We start from the raw sequence: 18,960 nt of genomic DNA, 5'->3' as shown, positions 1-18,960 counted from the left end.
CGCATTGGCGGTAACGTCGCAAGCATGAGTGTGAGATCGCCCGCGCCGGGAGGTCTGGAGCTGGTCCGGGCCCTGGTGAACACGCTGGACGTCGAGACGGGCGCCGACTCGCTGGACACTCCGGAGAACCGGGCGCGGTTCGGCCTGGCGGAGGACGCCGTTCCAGGCGCCCGCGAGCTGCGCGAGTCCCTGCGCGTGACGCTGCTCGCGCACGCCGGCCATCCGCCGCACCGCGCGGTGACCCCGCTGGGCGAGCTGCTGGCCGCGGCTCCGCTGGTGGTGACGGTCGACGACGCCGACGGCTCCGCCGCCCTCGTCCCGGCCCGGGAGGGCCTGCTGGCCGCACGGGTCGCCGCCGCCGTCGCCGAGGCGCTGGTCGCCGGCACCTGGAGCCGGCTGAAGGCCTGCGAGGCCGTCGACTGCCTCTGGGCGTACTACGACCGCAGCCCGGCCGGACGCGGCCGCTGGTGCTCGATGCAGGTGTGCGGGGCGCGCGCCAAGATGCGCAGGTACCGGGCCAAGGAGGCGTGAACCACACGGGGTTCACCGGTCCCGGGCCGCGTGATGGGGCAGAATGCGGACGGCGGGCTAGGCCGTGGGGCGGCCCATCGCCCGGTAGGTCCAGCCGGCCTTGCGCCAGGTCTCCGGGTCCAGCGCGTTGCGCCCGTCGAGGATCACCCGGGCCGCCGCGGCCTCGCCCAGCGCCCCGGGGTCCAGCTCGCGGAACTCCCGCCACTCCGTCAGGTGCAGCACCACGTCGGCACCCCGCACCGCCTCCAGCGCGGAGTCGGCGTACCCGAGGGTCGGGAAGAGCCGCCGCGCGTTCGCCATGCCCTTGGGGTCGTACACCGTCACCTGGGCGCCCTGGAGGTGGACCTGCCCGGCGACGTTCAGCGCGGGGGAGTCCCGCACGTCGTCCGAGTCGGGCTTGAAGGTGGCGCCGAGCACCGCGATCCGCTTGCCGAGGAACGGGCCGCCGCCCAGCGCCTGCCGGGTCAGCTCCACCATCTGGCCGCGCTGGCGCATGTTGATCGAGTCGATCTCGCGCAGGAAGGTGAGCGCCTGGTCCGCGCCCAGCTCACCGGCGCGCGCCATGAACGCCCGGATGTCCTTGGGCAGGCAGCCGCCGCCGAAGCCGATCCCGGCCCGCAGGAACTTCCGGCCGATCCGGTCGTCGTACCCGATCGCCTCGGCCAGCTTGGCGACGTCGCCGTCGGCCGCCTCGCACACCTCCGCCATCGCGTTGATGAAGGAGATCTTGGTGGCCAGGAAGGAGTTCGCGGAGGTCTTCACCAGCTCGGCGGTCGGGAAGTCCGTGACGACGAAGGGCGATCCCTCCGCGATCGGTGTGGCGTACACCTCGCGCAGCAGCTTCTCCGCCCGCTCACTGCGGACACCGACCACGAGCCGGTCGGGGCGCAGCGTGTCCTGCACGGCGAGGCCCTCGCGCAGGAACTCCGGGTTCCAGGCCAGCTCGGCGTCCGCGCCGGCCGGCGCGTGCTCGGCGAGGTAGGCGGCCAGCCGGTCGGCGGAGCCCACGGGCACCGTCGACTTCCCGACGACCAGCGCCGGGCCCGTCAGATGGGGCGCGAGCGAGGCGATCGCCGAGTCGACGTAGGACATGTCGCAGGCGTACTCGCCGTGCTTCTGCGGCGTGTTCACGCACAGGAAGTGCACGTCGCCGAAGGCCGCGACCTCCGCGAAGTCGGTGGTGAAGCGCAGCCGCCCGGTGGCGCCCTCGATCCCGGCGACGTGCTTGCGCAGCAACTCCTCCAGACCGGGCTCGTACATGGGCACCTGGCCCCGCTTGAGCATCTCGATCTTCTCGGGCACCACGTCCAGGCCCAGCACCTCGAAACCGAGTTCGGCCATCGCCGCCGCGTGGGTCGCGCCGAGATAGCCGGTACCGATCACGGTGATCTTGAGGGCCATGGGTGCTCCAGAGGTGTACGGCGGGGTGCGCGCCCGAGCATAACGGGGGCGCGGGGCGGCCCCGTCGGTCGGCTGTCGTCAAGCTCACCTATCCATGACCCCGGCCAGGGCTCTAAAATTTGTGTTACTTAACGGTAGTTAGCGTGCCCAGCATCACAGCGTTTTGGAGCGTGAGACACCTTGGCCGGATCGGCTGACTTCGACCTGTACCGCCCGTCCGAGGAGCACGACATGCTCCGCGACGCCGTCCGTGCGCTGGCCGAGGCGAAGATCGCGCCGCACGCCGCGGCGGTGGACGAGGAGGCCCGCTTCCCGCGCGAGGCCCTCACCGCCCTGACCGCGAACGACCTGCACGCGGTGCACGTCCCCGAGGAGTACGGCGGCGCGGGCGCCGACGCGCTCGCCACGGTCATCGTGATCGAGGAGGTCGCCCGCGTCTGCGCCAGCTCCTCCCTCATCCCGGCGGTGAACAAGCTCGGCTCCCTGCCGGTCATCCTGTCCGGCTCCGAGGAGCTGAAGAAGAAGTACATGACCCCGCTCGCCCAGGGCGAGGGCATGTTCTCCTACTGCCTCTCCGAGCCCGACGCGGGCTCCGACGCGGCCGGCATGAAGACGAAGGCCGTCCGCGACGGCGACCACTGGATCCTCAACGGCGTCAAGCGCTGGATCACCAACGCCGGCGAGTCCGAGTACTACACGGTGATGGCGGTCACCGACCCCGCCAAGCGCTCCAAGGGCATCTCGGCCTTCGTGGTCGAGAAGTCCGACGCGGGCGTCTCCTTCGGTGCCCCGGAGAAGAAGCTCGGCATCAAGGGCTCGCCCACGCGCGAGGTGTACCTGGACAACGTCCGCATCCCCGCCGACCGCATGATCGGCGAGGAGGGCACCGGCTTCGCCACCGCGATGAAGACGCTGGACCACACCCGGATCACCATCGCCGCCCAGGCCCTCGGCATCGCCCAGGGCGCCCTCGACTACGCCAAGGGCTACGTCAAGGAGCGCAAGCAGTTCGGCAAGCCGATCGCCGACTTCCAGGGCATCCAGTTCATGCTCGCCGACATGGCCATGAAGATCGAGGCCGCCCGGCAGCTGACCTACGCCGCCGCCGCGAAGTCGGAGCGCGGTGACAGCGACCTGACCTTCCAGGGGGCCGCCGCCAAGTGCTTCGCCTCCGACGTCGCGATGGAGGTCACCACCGACGCCGTCCAGCTCCTCGGCGGCTACGGCTACACCCGTGACTACCCGGTCGAGCGCATGATGCGCGACGCCAAGATCACGCAGATCTACGAGGGCACCAACCAGGTCCAGCGCATCGTCATGGCGCGCAACCTTCCCTAGCGGGGTTTCGCAGGTCAGGAGGCAGCCCCCGGCGTCACGCCGGGGGCTGCCGTCGTACGTCCCCGGGTGCCCGGCGCTGTCCGGGCCGATTGTCAGTGGTGGGTGAGACGGTAGGGGCATCGAGTCGGAAAGAGGGGGAGCCGCCTTGTCCGGAAGCCAGAACTACATCAATCACGTCGCTCTCGTGCTGGACGCCAGCTCGTCCATGTCCCGCCTGAGCCAGAAGGTGGTCGAAGTCGCCGACGAGCAGATCGCCTACCTGGCCCGCCGCTCGCAGGAACTGGACCAGGAGACCCGCGTCACGGTGTACGTCTTCGCCGACAGGGTGGAGTGCGTCATCTACGACAAGGACGTGCTGCGGATGCCGTCGCTCAAGCAGATGTACCGCGTCGGCGGCATGACGGCGCTGCTGGCGGCCACGCTCAAGTCGCAGCGGGAGCTGGCGCACACCGCCCAGCTGTACGGAGACCACAGCTTCCTGACCTTCGTCCTCACCGACGGGCAGGAGAACGTGAGCCACCGCTGCCCGGACGCCCCGGCCAAGGATCCGCGCGCACTGGTCGACGCCGTGGCCGGGATGATCGAGACACAGGAGGACAACTGGACGCTGGCCGTCCTCGTGCCGGATCAGATGGGCAAGCGCGAGGCCATGCAGTACGGGTTCCCGAAGGACAACATCGCCATCTGGGACGCCACGAGCACGCAGGGTCTTCAGGAGGCCGGGCAGGTCATCCAGGAGGCCACCGAGAAGTTCATGGTGGGCCGCGCGCAGGGCATCCGGGGGTCGCGGGCGGTGTTCTCCACGGGCGCGGACGCGGTCAACAAGGACACCATCAAGGCGGCCGGCCTCACCCCGGTGGACACGTCGAAGTACCAGTTGGTCCCGGTGACGCGTGACGCGGCGATTCGGGACTGGGTGGTCGAATCCGGGTACACGTACCGCACCGGCGGTGCGTTCTACCAGCTGAGCAAGTCGGAGAAGGTCCAGCCGAAGAAGCAGATATCGGTGCTGGAGAAGAAGACGGACCGGGTGTACACGGGGCCGGAGGCCCGAGCGCTGCTCGGCCTGCCGGACGTGGAGGTCCGCATCAAGCCCGACCACAACGACGACTTCACGATCTTCGTGCAGAGCACCAGCGTGAACCGGAAGCTCGTACCGAACACACGGCTGCTGCTGATGCTCTGACGCCCCGTGCTCGGTCAGTCCTGGTAGCCCTCCGCCACCCGCCGCTCCCGCAGCTCCATGATGGCGCGGCGGCGGGCCAGGCGGTGGGTGCGCCGGATCTGGGCCTCCTGGTAGCGCCGCTTGTCCTTCTCCGTCTCCGGCAGCACCGGCGGGACCGTGCGCGGCTTGCCGTCCGCGTCGACGGCGGCGAAGACCAGGTACGCCGAGCCGACCTGGGTGGCCGGGGTGGACTCGTTCCAGCGTTCCGCCATGACCCGGACGCCGACCTCCATGGAGCTGCGGCCGGTCCAGTTCACCTGGGCCTTCACATGGACGAGGTCGCCGACGCGGACCGGTTCGAGGAACGCCATCTCGTCCATGGACGCGGTGACCGCCGGCCCGCCGGAGTGCCGTCCCGCCACGGCGCCCGCCGCGTCGTCGACCAGTTTCATGATCACGCCGCCGTGCACGGTGCCCAGAAGGTTGGTGTCGCCGTGCGTCATGATGTGGCTGAGGGTGGTGCGGGAGGCCGAGGTGGGCTTGCCCGGGATCTCCGGTGGCGCCGACCGCGCGGCCGAGGCCTGTTCTGCCTGGTCTGTCATGGCCTCCACCTTATGCCGCGGCGACACCGGCGTAATTTTGTGTCAGCTTCGCAACAGCGCGGACCCTATTTTCCGACGACCCTTGTATGGCCCACAGCGGGTACCTGCACACTGGTGCGCATGAATGATTGGCCCGAGGGATGGTCCGGTGACAACCGCGGCCGGTACGGACGTGGCAGCGGGAGCGCACAGCCCGAGAGCGCACGCGTGATGCGCCAGGTCCGCCGCGGCGCGGCCCCGCCGCCCGGCCCGGGCCCGTCGGCCCCGCCGTACGGCGGCGGGGTGCCGCAGCAGCCTTCCTACGTCGACGGCCAGGGGCACGGCGGCGACGGCTACGACAGCGGATACAACACCGGCCAGGTCTACGGCAGCCCCGGCGGCCACGGGCCGGGACAGGGCCGCGGCGGGGCCGGACGGCCCGCCCCGGACTGGCGCAGACGGATCAAGTGGACCGCGATCACCGTCGTGACCGCGCTGGTCGTCACCACCGTCGGCACCTACTTCTGGGCCGACTCCAAGCTCAACCGCGAGGTCGACCTGTCCAAGGTCATCGAGCGGCCCGGCGCCGGAGAGGGCACGAACTACCTGATCGTCGGCTCCGACAGCCGCGAGGGCATGACCGACGACCAGAAGAAGGACCTGCACACCGGCTCCGCCGAGGGCAAGCGCACCGACTCCATGATGATCCTGCACACCGGGGACAACGGGTCGACGCTGATCTCGCTGCCCCGCGACTCGGACGTGGAGATCCCCTCCTTCGTCGGCTCCGACTCTGGCAAGACGTACCCGGGCACCGGCCGGCACACGAAGCTGAACGCCGCATACGCCGAGGACGGCCCCGAGCTGCTGGTGCGCACCGTCGAGCACAACACCGGGCTGCGCCTGGACCACTACGTGGAGATCGGCTTCGCCGGATTCGCGAACATCGTGGACGCGGTCGGCGGCGTCGAGATGGACATCCCGCAGGACATCAAGGACAAGAAGTCCGGCGCCGACCTCAAGAAGGGCAAGCAGACCCTGAACGGCGAGGAGGCCCTCGCCTTCGTCCGCACCCGGTACGCGCTGGCCGGCTCCGACCTGGACCGCACCAAGAACCAGCAGAAGTTCCTGTCGGCGCTGGCGAGCCAGGTGGCCACCCCCTCGACGATCCTCAACCCGTTCAAGCTGTACCCGACGATGGGCGCCGGCCTGGACTCCCTCATCGTCGACAAGGACATGGGCCTCTTCGACCTGGCGAGCATGTTCTGGGCGATGAAGAGCGTCAGCGGCGGCGAGGGCACCTCGATGAACATGCCGATCTCCGGCAGCGTCGGCGGGAACCTCAAGTGGGACGACGCCAAGGTGAAGCAGCTCGTCCAGGAGCTGAAGAACGACGAGAAGATCACCGTCTCCGGCAACTGAGCCGGGGCCGGGCGGCCGGGCCCCTCACTCCTGGCCGCAGACCACCTCGTCGCCCCGCACCACCGTGCCCGACTCCTGCGGCGGATCGGCCGGCCGCACCTTGACGGCCTGCCGGAAGTCGGCGCCCGCGATCACCTTCAGCAGCGCCCCCTGCCCCTTGACCGGCCGCAGCTCGCTGCCGGGCAGGGCGGCGGCCAGCGACTTCGCCGACTGGTCCCAGCGGGGGTCGTAGGCGACCACGGTGCGTTCGACGGCGCGGTCGGCGGCGTTCCGCGGCGCCCGGGTGGTGCGGAACCCGGTCGCGGCCAGCGCGTCGTCCACCCGCCTTCCCAGGCCCGCGGTGCGGGTGCCGTTCTCCACCTGGACCCGGATCTGCTTCGGGTCCACCGGGACCCGCACCGGCGCCGGTCCCGTGGGCTTCGGCCGGGGTGCCGACAGCGGCTTGTCCTCGCGCAGGGCGTTGAAGATCCGCTCGGACTTCACCGGGTCCCACTTCAGCGTCGAACCGACGCCCTTCACGGCGTACCCCATCCGTCCGATGGGCACGGTGGTGAACTCGGAGGAGGACGGCGAGAAGTTCCGCATCGCCCGCCCCAGCGCCAGCAGCTCGTCGGTGCCGAAGCCCTTGTCGGCCCGCACCGAACCCAGCACGGCCCGGGTGACGTCACGGAACTTGAGCGGGTTCAGCAGGATGCCCGAGGAGGTCGCCCGGTCGATCAGGGCGGCCAGGAAGCGCTGCTGGCGCTTCATCCGGCTCAGGTCGGAGGCCCCGTCGAGGTGGCGGGCCCGGACGTACTGGAGCGCCTGCCCGCCCATCAGGGTGTGGTCGCCGGCCGCGAGGTCGAGCCCGGTGTAGCTGTCCTTCAGCGGCTGGACGGTGCAGATTTTCACACCGCCGAGGACGTCCACGGTCTTCATGAAGCTGGTGAAGTCGACCTCCAGGTAGTGGTCGATCTTCACGTGGGTCATGTTCTCCACGGTGCGGATGGTCAGCTGCGGGCCGCCCTCGGCGTACGCCGCGTTCAGCTTCACCGGGTGCCCCTTGTGCCGCTCCCCGGTGGTGCGGTCGGTGTGGCCGGGCGTCTCGGCGTACGAGTCGCGCGGCAGGCTCACCACGCTCGCCCGCTCCCGGTCCTCCGAGATGTGCACGATCATGACGGTGTCGGTGCAGTGGCAGGGGGCGCCGCCCAGTCGGTACCTGCGCCGCTCCGCCTCGCTGATCCGGTCCCGGCCGTCGGTGCCGACCATCAGGACGTTCATGCCGTCGCCCGCCTTCGGGCGGTTCTTCATGTCCTTGAAGGGGTCGACGCGCGAGATGTCTGCGTCCAGCCCCGAGAGCACCATGTGACCGATGCCCGCCGAGGCGAGCACCACCACCGACAGCGCGGTCACCGCCCGCATGGCCCAGCGCGGCTTCTTCCGCCTTACGGGGGGCCTGGGCGGGCGCCCGGAGGGGCGCGGGCCGCGGCGCTGCGGCGGGGGACCGCCCCGGGGGGACGAGGCCGGGACCCGGGGGGAGCGGGGCGGCGTGGGCAAGGTGACACCTCCGCGAGGACGGGCACTTGGCTGCGGACCGTGAGGCCGGACGTGGGATCCGTGAGCACCGTAGGCCCATACGATCTGCTGCCCGCCGCTGTGACCCCCGCGGCGCGCACCCGTGTCCCCCGTTCGCGGTAACGTGAGCACCGATGAACGCCAAGTCCGACGTGCGGCCGCCCGCCGTTTCCGTGATCATGCCCGTCCTCAACGAGGAGCGGCACCTGCGCGGCGCCGTCCGCGCCATCCTCGCCCAGGAGTACGCCGGCGAGATGGAGGTCGTGATCGCCCTCGGTCCCTCGACGGACCGTACGGACGAGATCGCCGCCGCACTCGTCGCCGAGGATCCCCGCGTGCACACCGTGCCGAATCCCACCGGCCGTACGCCCGCCGCGCTGAACGCCGCCATCAAGGCCTCCCGCCATCCCGTCGTCGTCCGCGTCGACGGCCACGGCATCCTGTCGCCCGGCTACATCGCCACGGCCGTACGGCTGCTGGGGGAGACCGGCGCGCACAACGTCGGCGGCATCATGCACGCCGAGGGCGAGAACGCCTGGGAGGACGCCGTCGCCGCCGCGATGACGTCGAAGATCGGCGTGGGCAACGCCGCCTTCCACACCGGCGGCGAGGCCGCCCCCGCCGAGACCGTGTACCTGGGTGTCTTCCGCCGCGAGGCGCTGGAGCGGCAGGGCGGGTACAACGAGGAGTTCATCCGCGCCCAGGACTGGGAGCTGAACTTCCGCATCCGCGAGGCCGGCGGCCTGATCTGGTTCTCGCCCGAGCTGCGGGTCTCCTACCGCCCCCGGCCGAGCGTGCGCGCGCTGGCCAAGCAGTACAAGGACTACGGCCGCTGGCGGCACGTCGTCGCCCGCTACCACTCCGGCTCCATCAACCTGCGCTACCTCGCCCCGCCGACCGCCGTGTGCGCCATCGCGGCCGGCGTCGTGGTGGGCGCCGCGCTGACCCCGTGGGGCTTCGTCGTGCCGGGCGCCTACCTGGCCGCGATCGCCGCGGGCTCGGTCCCGGCGGGCAAGGGGCTCGGGCTGAAGGCGCGGGCGCAGATCCCCGTGGCGCTGGCCACCATGCACATGTCGTGGGGGTGGGGCTTCCTGACCAGCCCCAAGTCGCTGGCCAGGAAGGTCATCGCCTCGCGGCGCCCGGCCGTCCAGGCCGACGCCGGGACCGCCGACGCCGCCGGAGCGCGCTGACGTCCGTCAGGGGCTGAACGCCGGGTCCACCTTCATGCAGGCGCTCTCGTCCGCGCCATTGAGGGCCTCGGCCGACTCCGGGGTGCGGTCGTCGGACTCGGGCGCCCGGTACGCCTTGCCCTCGCGCCAGTCGGCGCCCACGACGAGGGTGACCCCCGAGACGTCGGTCGACCGCTGCACCGAACTCGCCGGTATCCCCAGGGACCCGGCCACGCGCCGGGCGTCGCCCTCCAGGTCGGCGCTCGGATAGCGGACCAGCGTGCGGTCCTCGCTCGGCAGCACCGAGGGGTCCGCGACGGCCCTGGTGAAGCCCCCCTCCACCAGCAGACCGGCGACCGTGTTCGCACGTCCGCCGGCCGCGCCGAGGCGGTCCGTGCGGGTGCCGTTGCGGACCTGCACCGCGATCTCGCCGTCGGGGGCGGCGGGGTCGTCCGGCTCCGCCGGCTCCGCCTCGGGCTTCTTCTTCGCGTCCTTGCCGTCCAGCGCGATGTCCTCGCGCACCAGCCGGAAGAGCTGTTCGGCGTCCTCGGTCGGCTCCACGCGCGCGCCCACGTACCGGTTGGGCATCGTGGTCATGGTGATGCGCTCCGGCTTCACCCGGCGCAGCTCGTCGCTGAGGTCGTACAGCTTCTTGACGGTGTCCAGGCCCGGGTCGACGGTGAGCGCCGAGGTGGCCTCCTCGGCCAGCCTGCGCAGCTTGTTCGGGTTGCCCAGGGTCGCGTTCTCGCGCAGCGTCCGGACCATCGAGTTGAGGTACATGTGCTGGGCCTTCGCCCGCGCCAGGTCGCTGCCGTCCTCGAACCCGTAGCGGGTGCGCAGCCACTGAAGGGCCTGCTCGCCCTCGACCGGGTGCGTGCCCTTCTCCAGCTTCAGACCCGAGCCGTGGCCCTCGCTGTCGCGCGAGTGGATGTCGGCGTCCACACACACCGGGACACCGCCGACGGCGTCCGCCATCGAGACCACGCCCGCGAAGTCCACCATCACGAAGTGGTCGATGTGGATGCCGGTCAGCTCCTGCCAGGTGGCCACCGTGCAGCCCGGGCCGCCGTGCCCGAGGCTCTGGTTGGTCATCACCCGGCCGCCGCTCGCCGGGTACACCTTCCCGTCGTCCGGGTCGGTGCACTTGGGTATCTCGACCAGGGTGTCGCGCGGCATGCTCACCACCGACATGTTGCTGCGGTCGGCGGACACGTGCACCAGCATCTGCACGTCCGCCAGCGGCGTGGAGCCGAACGTCTCGCGGGCGCCGCCGAGTTGCTGGTTCTCCTCGCTGTCCCGGGCGTCCGAGCCGATCACGAGGATGTTCAGCGGGGTCTGCCCGGCCGCGTTCGGCGTCGGCGCGGCCACCTTGCCGTCCCCCAGGTTCAGGGGGTCCTTCTTCAGGTTGCCGTTGAGGTGCTCGTAGTAGAGGTAACCGGCACCGGCCGTGCCGGCCAGGACCACGGCGAGCACTACCGCGCTCCAGCGCAGCGCCCGGCGGGCACGCCGCGGACGGCGTGCGCCGGTTGCGTCACTCTCCTGGACGTCCGGGACGGCCTCCCGTCTGTCCTCCTCCTGCACACCGCTCCGCGTCACTTGCGCGTCCCTCCCCACCCCCGCGCCACCCGCGGGCCCGTCGCCGTCGTGTGAGACGTACGACAGGCCCGTCAGGTCAACTGGCGCACTGCTTCTGGTCGGCCGTGGACTTGTCCAGGTCCGGCGTCTCGATGGACTTGGCGTCGAGCTTCACTCCGGCGCCCTTGAAGTCCTTGCCGAGGGTGAGGGTCATGGTGGGCAGGCCCTGGGAGTTGGTGACGCTTTCGCCGGGTTTCATGGCGGCGCCGGACAGGCCGAGGATCTCGGCGAGGGCGCGGGCCTGGTCGGCCTGGTCGGGGGCGTACTCCAGGGTGGTCTTGGCGAGTTCTGCGGGGGCGTTGCCGGCGTTCTCGGACTTGGTGACGCCGGCGTCGGTCTGGAGGTAGGCGAGTTCCTGCTGGGCGCTGCCGGCGGGGGCGCCGCCGTTCATGACGCGGACGCGGACCTCGGAGGGCTCGGACTGCTCGCCCTTGAGCCGGGCGGCGACCGCGGCCGCCTCCTTCTTCTCCTTCTGCTTGACCCCGGTGAAGGAGATGTCGTTCCTGATCATGTCGAAGACCTGGGGGCCCGTGGTCTCGTTCACCACCACCGTCGCCTTGACCTTCTCGGCGGGGTTGTCGATCACCGGCACCGTGGTGAAGGTGATGTTCTTCGGCGGCACCTTCTTCAGCTCCAGGGCCAGGTCCTTGAGCGTGCCCACCTTGCCGATGGCCTTGTCCACGGTCAGGGCCTTGGTGGCGGCCTCGGCGAGCTTCACCAGCTTGGTGGGGCTGGTGAGGGTGTCGCTGGAGGACATCTTCCGCATGAGCGAGCCCAGGAACTGCTGCTGCACCTTGATGCGGTCCAGGTCGCCCTCGTTGCCGAAGGCGTGCCGGGTGCGGACGAAGGCCAGCGCCTGCTCGCCCTCCACCTTCGACTCGCCCGCGGGCAGCTTGAGATGGGACTTGGGGTCGTCCACGGCCTTCTCCACGCACACGTCGACGCCGCCGACCGCGGTGGTCAGCGTCTTGACCGCGTTGAAGTCGGCCATCATGAAGTGGTCCGGCTGGATCCCGGTCGCCTCCTTCACCGTGCGCATGGTGCAGCCCGCGTCCCGGCCGCTCTCGCCGAGGCTGGTGTTGAAGCGGACGCCGGTGGAGCCGGGGATGATCTTCTTCGTCCCGTCCTCCTGCACCGTCTCGCAGTCGGGGACGTCGACGATCAGGTCGCGCGGGATGCTGAGGGCGGTGGCGTTGGAGCGGTCCTCGGAGACGTGCAGCAGGATGTTCGTGTCCGCGTGCCCGACGCTGCCCTTGTCGCCGTAGCCCTCGTTGCCCTCACCGGTGCGCTTGTCGGTGCCGATGATGAGGATGTTGAAGGCCTCGTCCTTCTTGAAGCTGCTGCTTCCGGCGCTGCCGACGTCCGTCGTCGAGACGTTGCCCTCGAGGTGCTTGAGGTAGACGTAGCCGCCGACCCCGGCCACCAGGACGACGAAGGCGGTACTGCCTCCGACCCAGAGCAGGGCCCGCTTGCCCTTCGACTTCTTCTCCGGCCGGCGTCCGCGCCGCCCGGGTACCGGCTCCTCGGGCGCGGGCCTGCGCCGCCGCTGCGGCGGGACCTCGCGGCCGGGCGCGGCCGTACGGCGACGGGCCGTGCCCGCCGTGTTGCCGCTGGCGTCGCGGGAGGCGTCGCCGGAGCGGGGTGCGCCCCGGCGGGGGCCCGGAACGGACGACTGCGGTGCGGAAGGGGACAGTCGCAGTTCGTATTCGCCGGTGCGTGGATTCAGTACCCACTGGTCTGCGGGATCGACATCGTCTGCCCGCCCACGTCCTTGCGCGTCCACGGTCTCCCAATCCTCCGTCGGGGGCCACGCGGCGCCTTCTCCGGAAGGCGCACGATGAAGGGTCAACTAGTGCACGACGCCAGGGCTGGCCTCGCGGCAGGGGCACTGGAGCGCTCACACTATCCGTCCAGTTCAGCGTCGAACGACTCTGGTGTCACATTCGACGCCCCTACAACAGGGCAATCCCTCCTATTTTCGTGAACTCCTACCATCGGTAGGGCTTGTAGACGTCCATGCATTTGCCGGTGTCCGAGCCGTTGAGGGCGTCGCTGTCGTCCGGCAGGTCTCCCGCCTCGGGCGTCTTCTGCTTCGGATAGGACGTGCCCGAGCGCCAGTCAGCTCCCACGGCGAGAGTGATCCCGGACACGTCGGTGGACTTGCGCACCGCGTTCGCCGGGATGCCCAGCGCATCGGCGACGCGCCGCGCGTCGCCGGCCAACTCGTCGCTCGGGTACCGGACCAGCGTCCGCTCCTCGGAGAGCGCGGCGGAGGTGTCCGTCGTCGCCCTGGAGAAGCCCTTCCGCACCAGCGTCCCGGCGACGGCGCTCGCCCGTCCGCTGACCGGGCCGAGCGACTCGGAGCGGGTGGCGTTCTGGACCAGGACGCCGATGTCGGAGTCGGCGGCGGGCTCGTCGGAGGGCTTCCCGGTGGCGCCGTCGGCGTCCTTCGGGTCCTTCGCGTCCTTGCCGCTCCCGCCGTCCCCGGCGCCCTTGCCGTCCTTCCCGCCCTTGTCGTCGAAGGACACGTCGTCGCGGAGCATCGCCCACATCTGGTCCGCGCCGGCGGCCGGCAGCAGGTGGTTGGCGTCCTGGTCGTCCGCCACGGTGGGGATCGTCGTCATGGTGATGCGGTCCGTGGGCACCGTCTTGAGCTGCATGCCGAGGTCGTACAGCTTCTTGACCGTGCCGATCTCCTCGGAGACGGTCAGGGACTTGGTGGCGGCCTCGGCCAGGTTCATCAGCCGGCCGGTGTCGGTGAAGACGTTCTGCTGCTTCAGCGTGCGGATCATCGAGTTCATGTACATGTGCTGGGCGCGGGCCCGCAGCGGGTCGCTGCCCCAGGCGTGCCGGGTGCGCAGCCACTGGAGCGCCTGCTCGCCCTGCACCTTGGTGCGGCCGGCCTTCAGCTTCAGACCGGAGCCGCCGGGTACGGCGGGCAGCGGCCGGTCCCACACGTTCTGGTTCACGCAGACCTCGACGCCGCCGACGGCGTCCGCCATCGAGACCACGCCCGCGAAGTCGATCGTCATCCAGTGGTCGACGTAGACCCCGGTGAGGTTCTCCCAGGTGGCCAGGGTGCAGCCGGCGCCGCCGCGGGCCAGCGACTCGTTGATGATGGCGTTGGTCGCGGGGAACTTCTCCCCGGTCTCCGCGTTCTCGCACGCGGGGATGTCCACGCGAGTGTCACGGGGGATGCTCACCACCGCCGCGCTCTTGCGGTCCGCGGCCAGGTGGATCAGCATCTGCACGTCGGCCAGCGGCGGGTTGTCGCGGTGGTTCTTGCCGCCGCCCAGCGCCACGTTGGCCTCGGAGGCGCGGCTGTCGGAACCGATCAGCAGGATGTTCAGGGGAGTCTGGCCGGCCGCGTTCGGCTCGGTGCGGTGCGCCTTGGAGTCGCCGCTGCTCCGCGCGCCCTTCTCGATGTTGCCGTTCAGGTGCTGGTAGTAGAGGTATCCGGCGCCCGCCGTGCCGAGTATCAGCACCGCGAGGACCGTCGCAGACCAGCGCAGCGCCCGGCGCCGGCGTCCGGGGCGCCGCCGCCCCGACCGGCGGCGGTTCCCGTCCCTGCGGCCCGGCGGGCCTGCCGTGCCGGTGCCGCCCCCGCCCTCGGCGCCGGTGTCCCCGCCGTGAGCCTGCCGGACCGCGCCCGGTCGCGTTCCCTCCCCGTGCACACTGCCCTGCGTCATGTCCCTCTCCCACCCTCGGGCCCGTGAACGTGCCCCTGCGCGCGACCTGTTCGCACAGTTGGACGTACGGAGCCCCTCGTTGGCTGTACGGCGGCCCCGACGGATTGCGGGCGCCCCGCGGAGCCACTTCCGTCCCGGCCGTCCCCCGGCGTGCCGATGGACTGTCGTACTGTCAGACGGGTTTGGGGGCCGTCAGGTCACTTCGCGCACTCGACCTTGTCCGCGGTGGACTTCTGGAGGTCCTCCGGGGCCTTCGCGGAGGTGGCGTCGAGTTTGACTCCGGCGCCCTTGAAGTCCTTGCCGAGGGTGAGGGTCATGGTGGGCAGGCCCTGGGAGTTGGTGACGCTTTCGCCGGGTTTCATGGCGGCGCCGGACAGGCCGAGGATCTCGGCGAGGGCGCGGGCCTGGTCGGCCTGGTCGGGGGCGTACTCCAGGGTGGTCTTGGCGAGTTCCGCGGGGGCGTTGCCGGCGTTCTCGGACTTGGTGACGCCGGCGTCGGTCTGGAGGTAGGCGAGTTCCTGCTGGGCGCTGCCGGCGGGGGCGCCGCCGTTCATGACGCGGACGCGGACCTCGGAGGGCTCGGACTGCCCGCCCTTGAGCCGGGCGGCGACCGCGGCCGCCTCCTTCTTCTCCTTCTCCGACTCCTTCTTCTTGACCTCGGTGAAGGAGACGTCGTTCTGCATCATGTCGAAGACCTGCTGGGCGGGGCCCTCCTTCAGCACGACCGTCGCCTTGACCTTCTCGGCCGGGTTGTCGATCACCGGCACCGTGGTGAAGGTCAGGTTCTTGGTGTTGAGCTTGCCCAGCTCCAGGCCGAGGTCCTTCAGCTTGCCGATGCTGTCCAGCTTGGAGTCGACGGTCAGCGCCTCGGTCCCCGCCTCGGCCAGCTTCAGCATCTTCGACGGGCTGGTCAGCGTGTCGTTGGACTTCAGCTTGCGCATCAGCGCGCTGAGGAACTGCTGCTGGATCTCGATACGGCTCAGGTCGCCGCCGAAGCCCACGGAGTGCCGGGTGCGGACGAAGGCCAGTGCCTGCTCGCCCTCGACGGTGTGCTCGCCCGCCGGCAGCTTCAGGTGCGAGTCCGGGTCGTCGATGTCCTTCGCCAGGCACACCTCGACGCCGCCGACGGCCGAGGTCAGCGTCTTGACCGCGTTGAAGTCGGCCACCATGAAGTTGTCCGGCGTCACCCCGGTCAGCTCGGTGACGGTCCGCATGGTGCAGCTGGGGGTTCGGCCGCTCTGGCCGAGGCTGGTGTTGAAGCGGACGCCGCTGGAGCCGGGGATGACCTTCTGCGTCCCGTCCTCCTGCGTGGTGGGGCAGTCGGGGACGTCGACTATCAGGTCGCGGGGGATGCTGAGCGCGGTGGCGTTGGAGCGGTCCTTGGACACGTGCAGCAGGATCGTGGTGTCGGCGTGGCCGGCGCTCCCGGTGTCGCCGTAGCCCTCGTTGCCGCTGCCGGTGCGCTTGTCGGTGCCGATCAGCAGGATGTTGATGGCCTTGTCCTTCTGGAAGCCACCGGTGCTCGCGCCGTCGTCGGCGACGGACTGGATGTTGCCGTTCAGGTGCTGGAGGTAGAGGTACCCGGCGGTGCCGCCGGCGAGGACGACGAACGCCATGGTGCCGCCCGTCCACAGCAGGACGCGCTTGCCCCGCGACTTCTTCTTCGCCGGCCGCCGGCGCCCGGCCCGCCCCGGCGGCGGTTCCTCGGGAGCCGAACGGCGTCTGCGCTGCGGGGGGACCTCACGGTCCGGTGCCGGGGCGTGCGCGGCGCCCCGGGGGCCCGGGACCGGTGACTGCGCTGCGGAAGGGGGCAGTCGCAGTTCGTATTCGCCGGTGTCCGGATTGAGTACCCACTGGTCTGCGGGGTCGATGTCGCCCGCCCGTCCACGGCCTTGCGCGTCCACGGTTGTCCGAATCCTCCGTCAGGGCCACGCGGCGCCCTCCCCTCCGGGCGCCCGGTCTCGCTCACTCGGTGCGCGGCCTCGGGCAGAGCCTCGGGGCCGGGCGCACCGGATCGCTCACACTAACCGCCCGGTTCGGCTCGGGGCGATGGCAGTGACGCATGCCACGAAACTTACAACTGGGCAATCCAGCGCATTTCTTGGACAATTGTCCGTACTTTCATGCGCACCTTGCACCCGTCTTGCCGTGACTTTGAAAGCGCTTTACTCGCAGACGTCTTCGTCGGCGGTGTTCCCGCTGAACGTCGGCGCCGGAGAATCGGCGTCACCGGGCTCGCCGTGGGCCGGCCCCGCGATCGTCACCGGGTCGTCCGTCCGCAGCCGGGTGAAGAGCTTCTCGGCGGCGGGCTGCACGAGCTGGTCCCGATTGGCGTCGCCCGCGTAGGACTCCCGGGGGACGGTCAGGAACTGCACGCGCTCGGTGGGGATGTCGCGCAGCCCGCGCACGAGGTCGTACAGCCCGCGCAGACTCGCCAGATTCGGGTCCGTGGTCAAGGACGACGTGGCCGCGTCGAGAACCGGGTACAGCTTCACCGGATTCAGCAGTACGCCATTGCTCTGCACCTTGTTCACGAGCGCCCCGAGGAAACGTTGCTGCCGGTCCATCCGGTCGGTGTCGCTGCCGTCCCCGAGCGACTTGCGGGCGCGGACGTATCCGAGGGCCTGCTCACCGTCGAGCGTCACCCGGCCCGCGGGCAGCTTCAGCTTGGCGTCCTCGTCGTCGACCGGCTTGCGCAGGCACACCTCGACGCCGTCGAGGGCGTCGACCATCTTCTTGAAGCCCTGGAAGTCGACGACCACGTGGTGGTCGATCCGGATGCCGGTCAGCTTTTCCACGGTCCGGATCGAACACGCCGAACCGCCCGCCGCGAAGGCGTAGTTGAACTGTGCGAACACCGGCGCGGTGCGCGCCCCGTCGGGGCCGTGGCAGCCGGGCACGTTCACCATCAGGTCGCGGGGGAGGGAGACGGCGGTGGCGCTGTCCCGGCCCGCCGCCAGGTGCAGCAGGATCGTGGTGTCCGACCGCTCGGTCCCGGAGTCCCGTCCGTAGCGCGCGTTGCCGTCGCCGGAGCGCGAGTCCGACCCGATCAGCAGCACGTTCTGCGCGCCGCGCACCAGGGCGCTGGGGCGCTCCTTCTCGTACCGGGCGAGTTCTGCGGCCGCCGCCTCGTCCGACGTGATGTTGCCGCTCAGCTTCGCGTACACCGCCCACCCGACGCCCACGGCACCGACGGCCAGCACGCCGACCGCGATCCCCGCCCGGGCCAGCCGCCGCCTCCGACGCCGCCGCCTCAGCCCCTCCCCGGACGCGGACGCCCCCGCCCCCTTGCCGGCGTCATCGCTCACGTCTCCCTCCGTCCCACACCCGTGCGCTCCTACGACCATGCAGCGCGGGCCGCGGCGACGCGGAACGTTGGTGGGCCGAACGGGTCAGCCGTCTACTCAGCTGCGGGCAGTCGTGCCGCTGGGGCGATGGGGGTCCCCCGCTCGAGCGAAGCCGAGAGTGGGGGAGGGTGGGCGCAGCGGCACCCCGCCACGCCGGGCTGCGACACCCACCCCCGCCCAGCTCCGACACCGGGCGCCCGGTCAACGCCGGGTCAGTGTCAAGAGCCCACCGACACCCGGCCCCGTCAAAACCTCCCGTCACCGAGCCGTGGCAGAAACCCTCTCCGCCTCGATCCGCTGATCCAGCACCCCGTCCCCCGCCCGCTCCAGATGCCGGCACAACACCACCGACCCTCCACTCGCCAACGGCCCGTACAACCCCGCGCTCAACCCCTCCCACGTGTCGTACGGCAGCCCCGACAGAATCCGCGCCCCCGGCCCGGTGAGCCCCAGCCCGGACGCCTCCGCCCGCGCCCGCTCCACGACCTCCGCCCCGCTGAACTCCCGCCCGGCCACGATCAGCGCGGGCCCCTCCGGGTCCACCGGCGCGTACGGCACGAACCGGTCCCCCTGCCCCGGCACCTCCACCGCGTAGTCGGCGAAGCCCTCCGGCGCGCGCGGCGCGAACCGCCCCCCGAGCGGCCGCAGGGCCAGCGCGATCCGCGCCCCCGAGCACGCCCGCGCGGCGTCCAGCGACTCCGGCTCCGGCCCGCTGACGACCACGTCGGCCGACGCCGGGTCACCCGCCACGTCGGCGACGACGCCCACCGACGCGCACGCCAGCAGCCACACCGCCGTCTGCCAGTGCGCGGGCAGCAGCAGCGCGACACGGTCGCCGGGCTCGACGGAGAGTTCGTCCTGGAGCAGGTTCGCGGTCTTGGCCACCCAATTGGCGAAGGTGGCGACCGACAGTTCGACGCGTTCGCCGGTGGCGTCGTCGTAGAAGGTCACCAGGGGGCGTCCCGGGTCCGCGGCGAGCGCGGAACTCAGCAGGTCGGCAGGGGTGCGATCGGTCGCGTTCATCCGCGCAAGGGTACGCGGACCCCAACCCCCGCACCGAGCGGACGGCGTACCGCGCCACCACCGGTTCGGACGAAGACACCCTACGGGCCGTCAGATCTCAAATGG

Annotated in this window: 14 protein-coding genes; 5 read left to right on the top strand and 9 right to left on the bottom strand. The window is 71.0% G+C overall.

What is annotated here, in order from left to right:
* Window positions 1-24 precede the first annotated feature (24 nt).
* Window positions 25-531, top strand: coding sequence for a CGNR zinc finger domain-containing protein (locus ACZ67M_RS29445; RefSeq protein WP_392238794.1), 507 nt, complete (start codon window positions 25-27; stop codon window positions 529-531).
* Between the two features lie 57 nt (window positions 532-588).
* On the opposite strand, the gene ACZ67M_RS29440 is transcribed toward ACZ67M_RS29445, so the two are convergent.
* A complete protein-coding gene (locus ACZ67M_RS29440; protein WP_361357997.1) occupies window positions 589-1,932 on the bottom strand; it encodes a UDP-glucose dehydrogenase family protein in 1,344 nt (447 codons plus the stop codon).
* Window positions 1,933-2,112: 180 nt separating this feature from the next.
* Between ACZ67M_RS29440 and ACZ67M_RS29435 the strand changes: the two genes are divergently transcribed.
* Window positions 2,113-3,270, top strand: coding sequence for an acyl-CoA dehydrogenase (locus ACZ67M_RS29435; protein WP_392102690.1), 1,158 nt, complete (start codon window positions 2,113-2,115; stop codon window positions 3,268-3,270).
* 145 nt (window positions 3,271-3,415) lie between these two features.
* Window positions 3,416-4,456, top strand: a complete 1,041-nt coding sequence (locus ACZ67M_RS29430) for a vWA domain-containing protein (RefSeq protein WP_392017546.1) — start codon at window positions 3,416-3,418, stop codon at window positions 4,454-4,456.
* A gap of 14 nt (window positions 4,457-4,470) precedes the next feature.
* Here the strand turns inward: ACZ67M_RS29430 and ACZ67M_RS29425 are convergent, their stop codons facing one another.
* Window positions 4,471-5,037 (bottom strand): acyl-CoA thioesterase, encoded by a 567-nt coding sequence (locus tag ACZ67M_RS29425; protein ID WP_161329101.1) that lies wholly within the window; start codon window positions 5,035-5,037, stop codon window positions 4,471-4,473.
* Window positions 5,038-5,157: 120 nt separating this feature from the next.
* Between ACZ67M_RS29425 and ACZ67M_RS29420 the strand changes: the two genes are divergently transcribed.
* Entirely contained in the window at window positions 5,158-6,438 is a 1,281-nt protein-coding gene (locus ACZ67M_RS29420; RefSeq protein ID WP_469853608.1) for an LCP family protein, read from the top strand.
* A 24-nt stretch (window positions 6,439-6,462) separates the two neighbouring features.
* Here the strand turns inward: ACZ67M_RS29420 and ACZ67M_RS29415 are convergent, their stop codons facing one another.
* Entirely contained in the window at window positions 6,463-7,974 is a 1,512-nt protein-coding gene (locus tag ACZ67M_RS29415) for an LCP family protein (RefSeq protein WP_453427263.1), read from the bottom strand.
* Window positions 7,975-8,126: 152 nt separating this feature from the next.
* Here ACZ67M_RS29415 and ACZ67M_RS29410 point away from each other — a divergent pair, with 152 nt between their 5' ends.
* Window positions 8,127-9,182 carry a glycosyltransferase family 2 protein gene (locus ACZ67M_RS29410; RefSeq protein ID WP_469853607.1) on the top strand — a complete coding sequence of 352 codons (1,056 nt, stop codon included), beginning with the start codon at window positions 8,127-8,129 and terminating at the stop codon, window positions 9,180-9,182.
* Between the two features lie 6 nt (window positions 9,183-9,188).
* Here ACZ67M_RS29410 and ACZ67M_RS29405 read toward each other — a convergent pair whose 3' ends face one another.
* The 6 genes from ACZ67M_RS29405 to ACZ67M_RS29380 form a co-directional block, all read right to left on the bottom strand.
* Window positions 9,189-10,757, bottom strand: coding sequence for an LCP family protein (locus tag ACZ67M_RS29405; protein WP_469853606.1), 1,569 nt, complete (start codon window positions 10,755-10,757; stop codon window positions 9,189-9,191).
* Window positions 10,758-10,833: 76 nt separating this feature from the next.
* Complete coding sequence (locus ACZ67M_RS29400; protein ID WP_469853605.1) at window positions 10,834-12,579, bottom strand: LCP family protein; 1,746 nt, start codon at window positions 12,577-12,579, stop codon at window positions 10,834-10,836.
* A 205-nt stretch (window positions 12,580-12,784) separates the two neighbouring features.
* Window positions 12,785-14,485: an LCP family protein gene (locus tag ACZ67M_RS29395; RefSeq protein WP_469853604.1), complete on the bottom strand. Its 1,701-nt coding sequence runs from the start codon at window positions 14,483-14,485 to the stop codon at window positions 12,785-12,787.
* 197 nt (window positions 14,486-14,682) lie between these two features.
* The gene (locus ACZ67M_RS29390) at window positions 14,683-16,389 is read right to left on the bottom strand and encodes an LCP family protein (RefSeq protein WP_469853603.1); all 1,707 of its coding nucleotides are present in this window, start codon (window positions 16,387-16,389) and stop codon (window positions 14,683-14,685) included.
* A 261-nt stretch (window positions 16,390-16,650) separates the two neighbouring features.
* Window positions 16,651-17,832, bottom strand: coding sequence for an LCP family protein (locus tag ACZ67M_RS29385; RefSeq protein WP_469853602.1), 1,182 nt, complete (start codon window positions 17,830-17,832; stop codon window positions 16,651-16,653).
* A gap of 258 nt (window positions 17,833-18,090) precedes the next feature.
* Complete coding sequence (locus ACZ67M_RS29380) at window positions 18,091-18,855, bottom strand: TIGR03089 family protein (protein ID WP_307012676.1); 765 nt, start codon at window positions 18,853-18,855, stop codon at window positions 18,091-18,093.
* Window positions 18,856-18,960 lie beyond the last annotated feature (105 nt).

It is taken from the genome of Streptomyces sp. NPDC107500, assembly GCF_055582785.1.
This window is presented reverse-complemented; position numbering and strand designations above follow the sequence as displayed.

Excerpts from the sequence above, each read along its gene's own strand:
- ACZ67M_RS29445 (WP_392238794.1), top strand. The coding sequence starts at position 25 with ATGAGTGTGAGATCGCCCGCGCCGGGAGGTCTGGAGCTGGTCCGGGCC.
- ACZ67M_RS29440 (WP_361357997.1), bottom strand. The coding sequence starts at position 1,932 with ATGGCCCTCAAGATCACCGTGATCGGTACCGGCTATCTCGGCGCGACC.
- ACZ67M_RS29425 (WP_161329101.1), bottom strand. The coding sequence starts at position 5,037 with ATGACAGACCAGGCAGAACAGGCCTCGGCCGCGCGGTCGGCGCCACCG.
- ACZ67M_RS29420 (WP_469853608.1), top strand. The coding sequence starts at position 5,158 with ATGAATGATTGGCCCGAGGGATGGTCCGGTGACAACCGCGGCCGGTAC.
- ACZ67M_RS29410 (WP_469853607.1), top strand. The coding sequence starts at position 8,127 with ATGAACGCCAAGTCCGACGTGCGGCCGCCCGCCGTTTCCGTGATCATG.
- ACZ67M_RS29395 (WP_469853604.1), bottom strand. The coding sequence starts at position 14,485 with ATGACGCAGGGCAGTGTGCACGGGGAGGGAACGCGACCGGGCGCGGTC.
- ACZ67M_RS29385 (WP_469853602.1), bottom strand. The coding sequence starts at position 17,832 with ATGGTCGTAGGAGCGCACGGGTGTGGGACGGAGGGAGACGTGAGCGAT.
- ACZ67M_RS29380 (WP_307012676.1), bottom strand. The coding sequence starts at position 18,855 with ATGAACGCGACCGATCGCACCCCTGCCGACCTGCTGAGTTCCGCGCTC.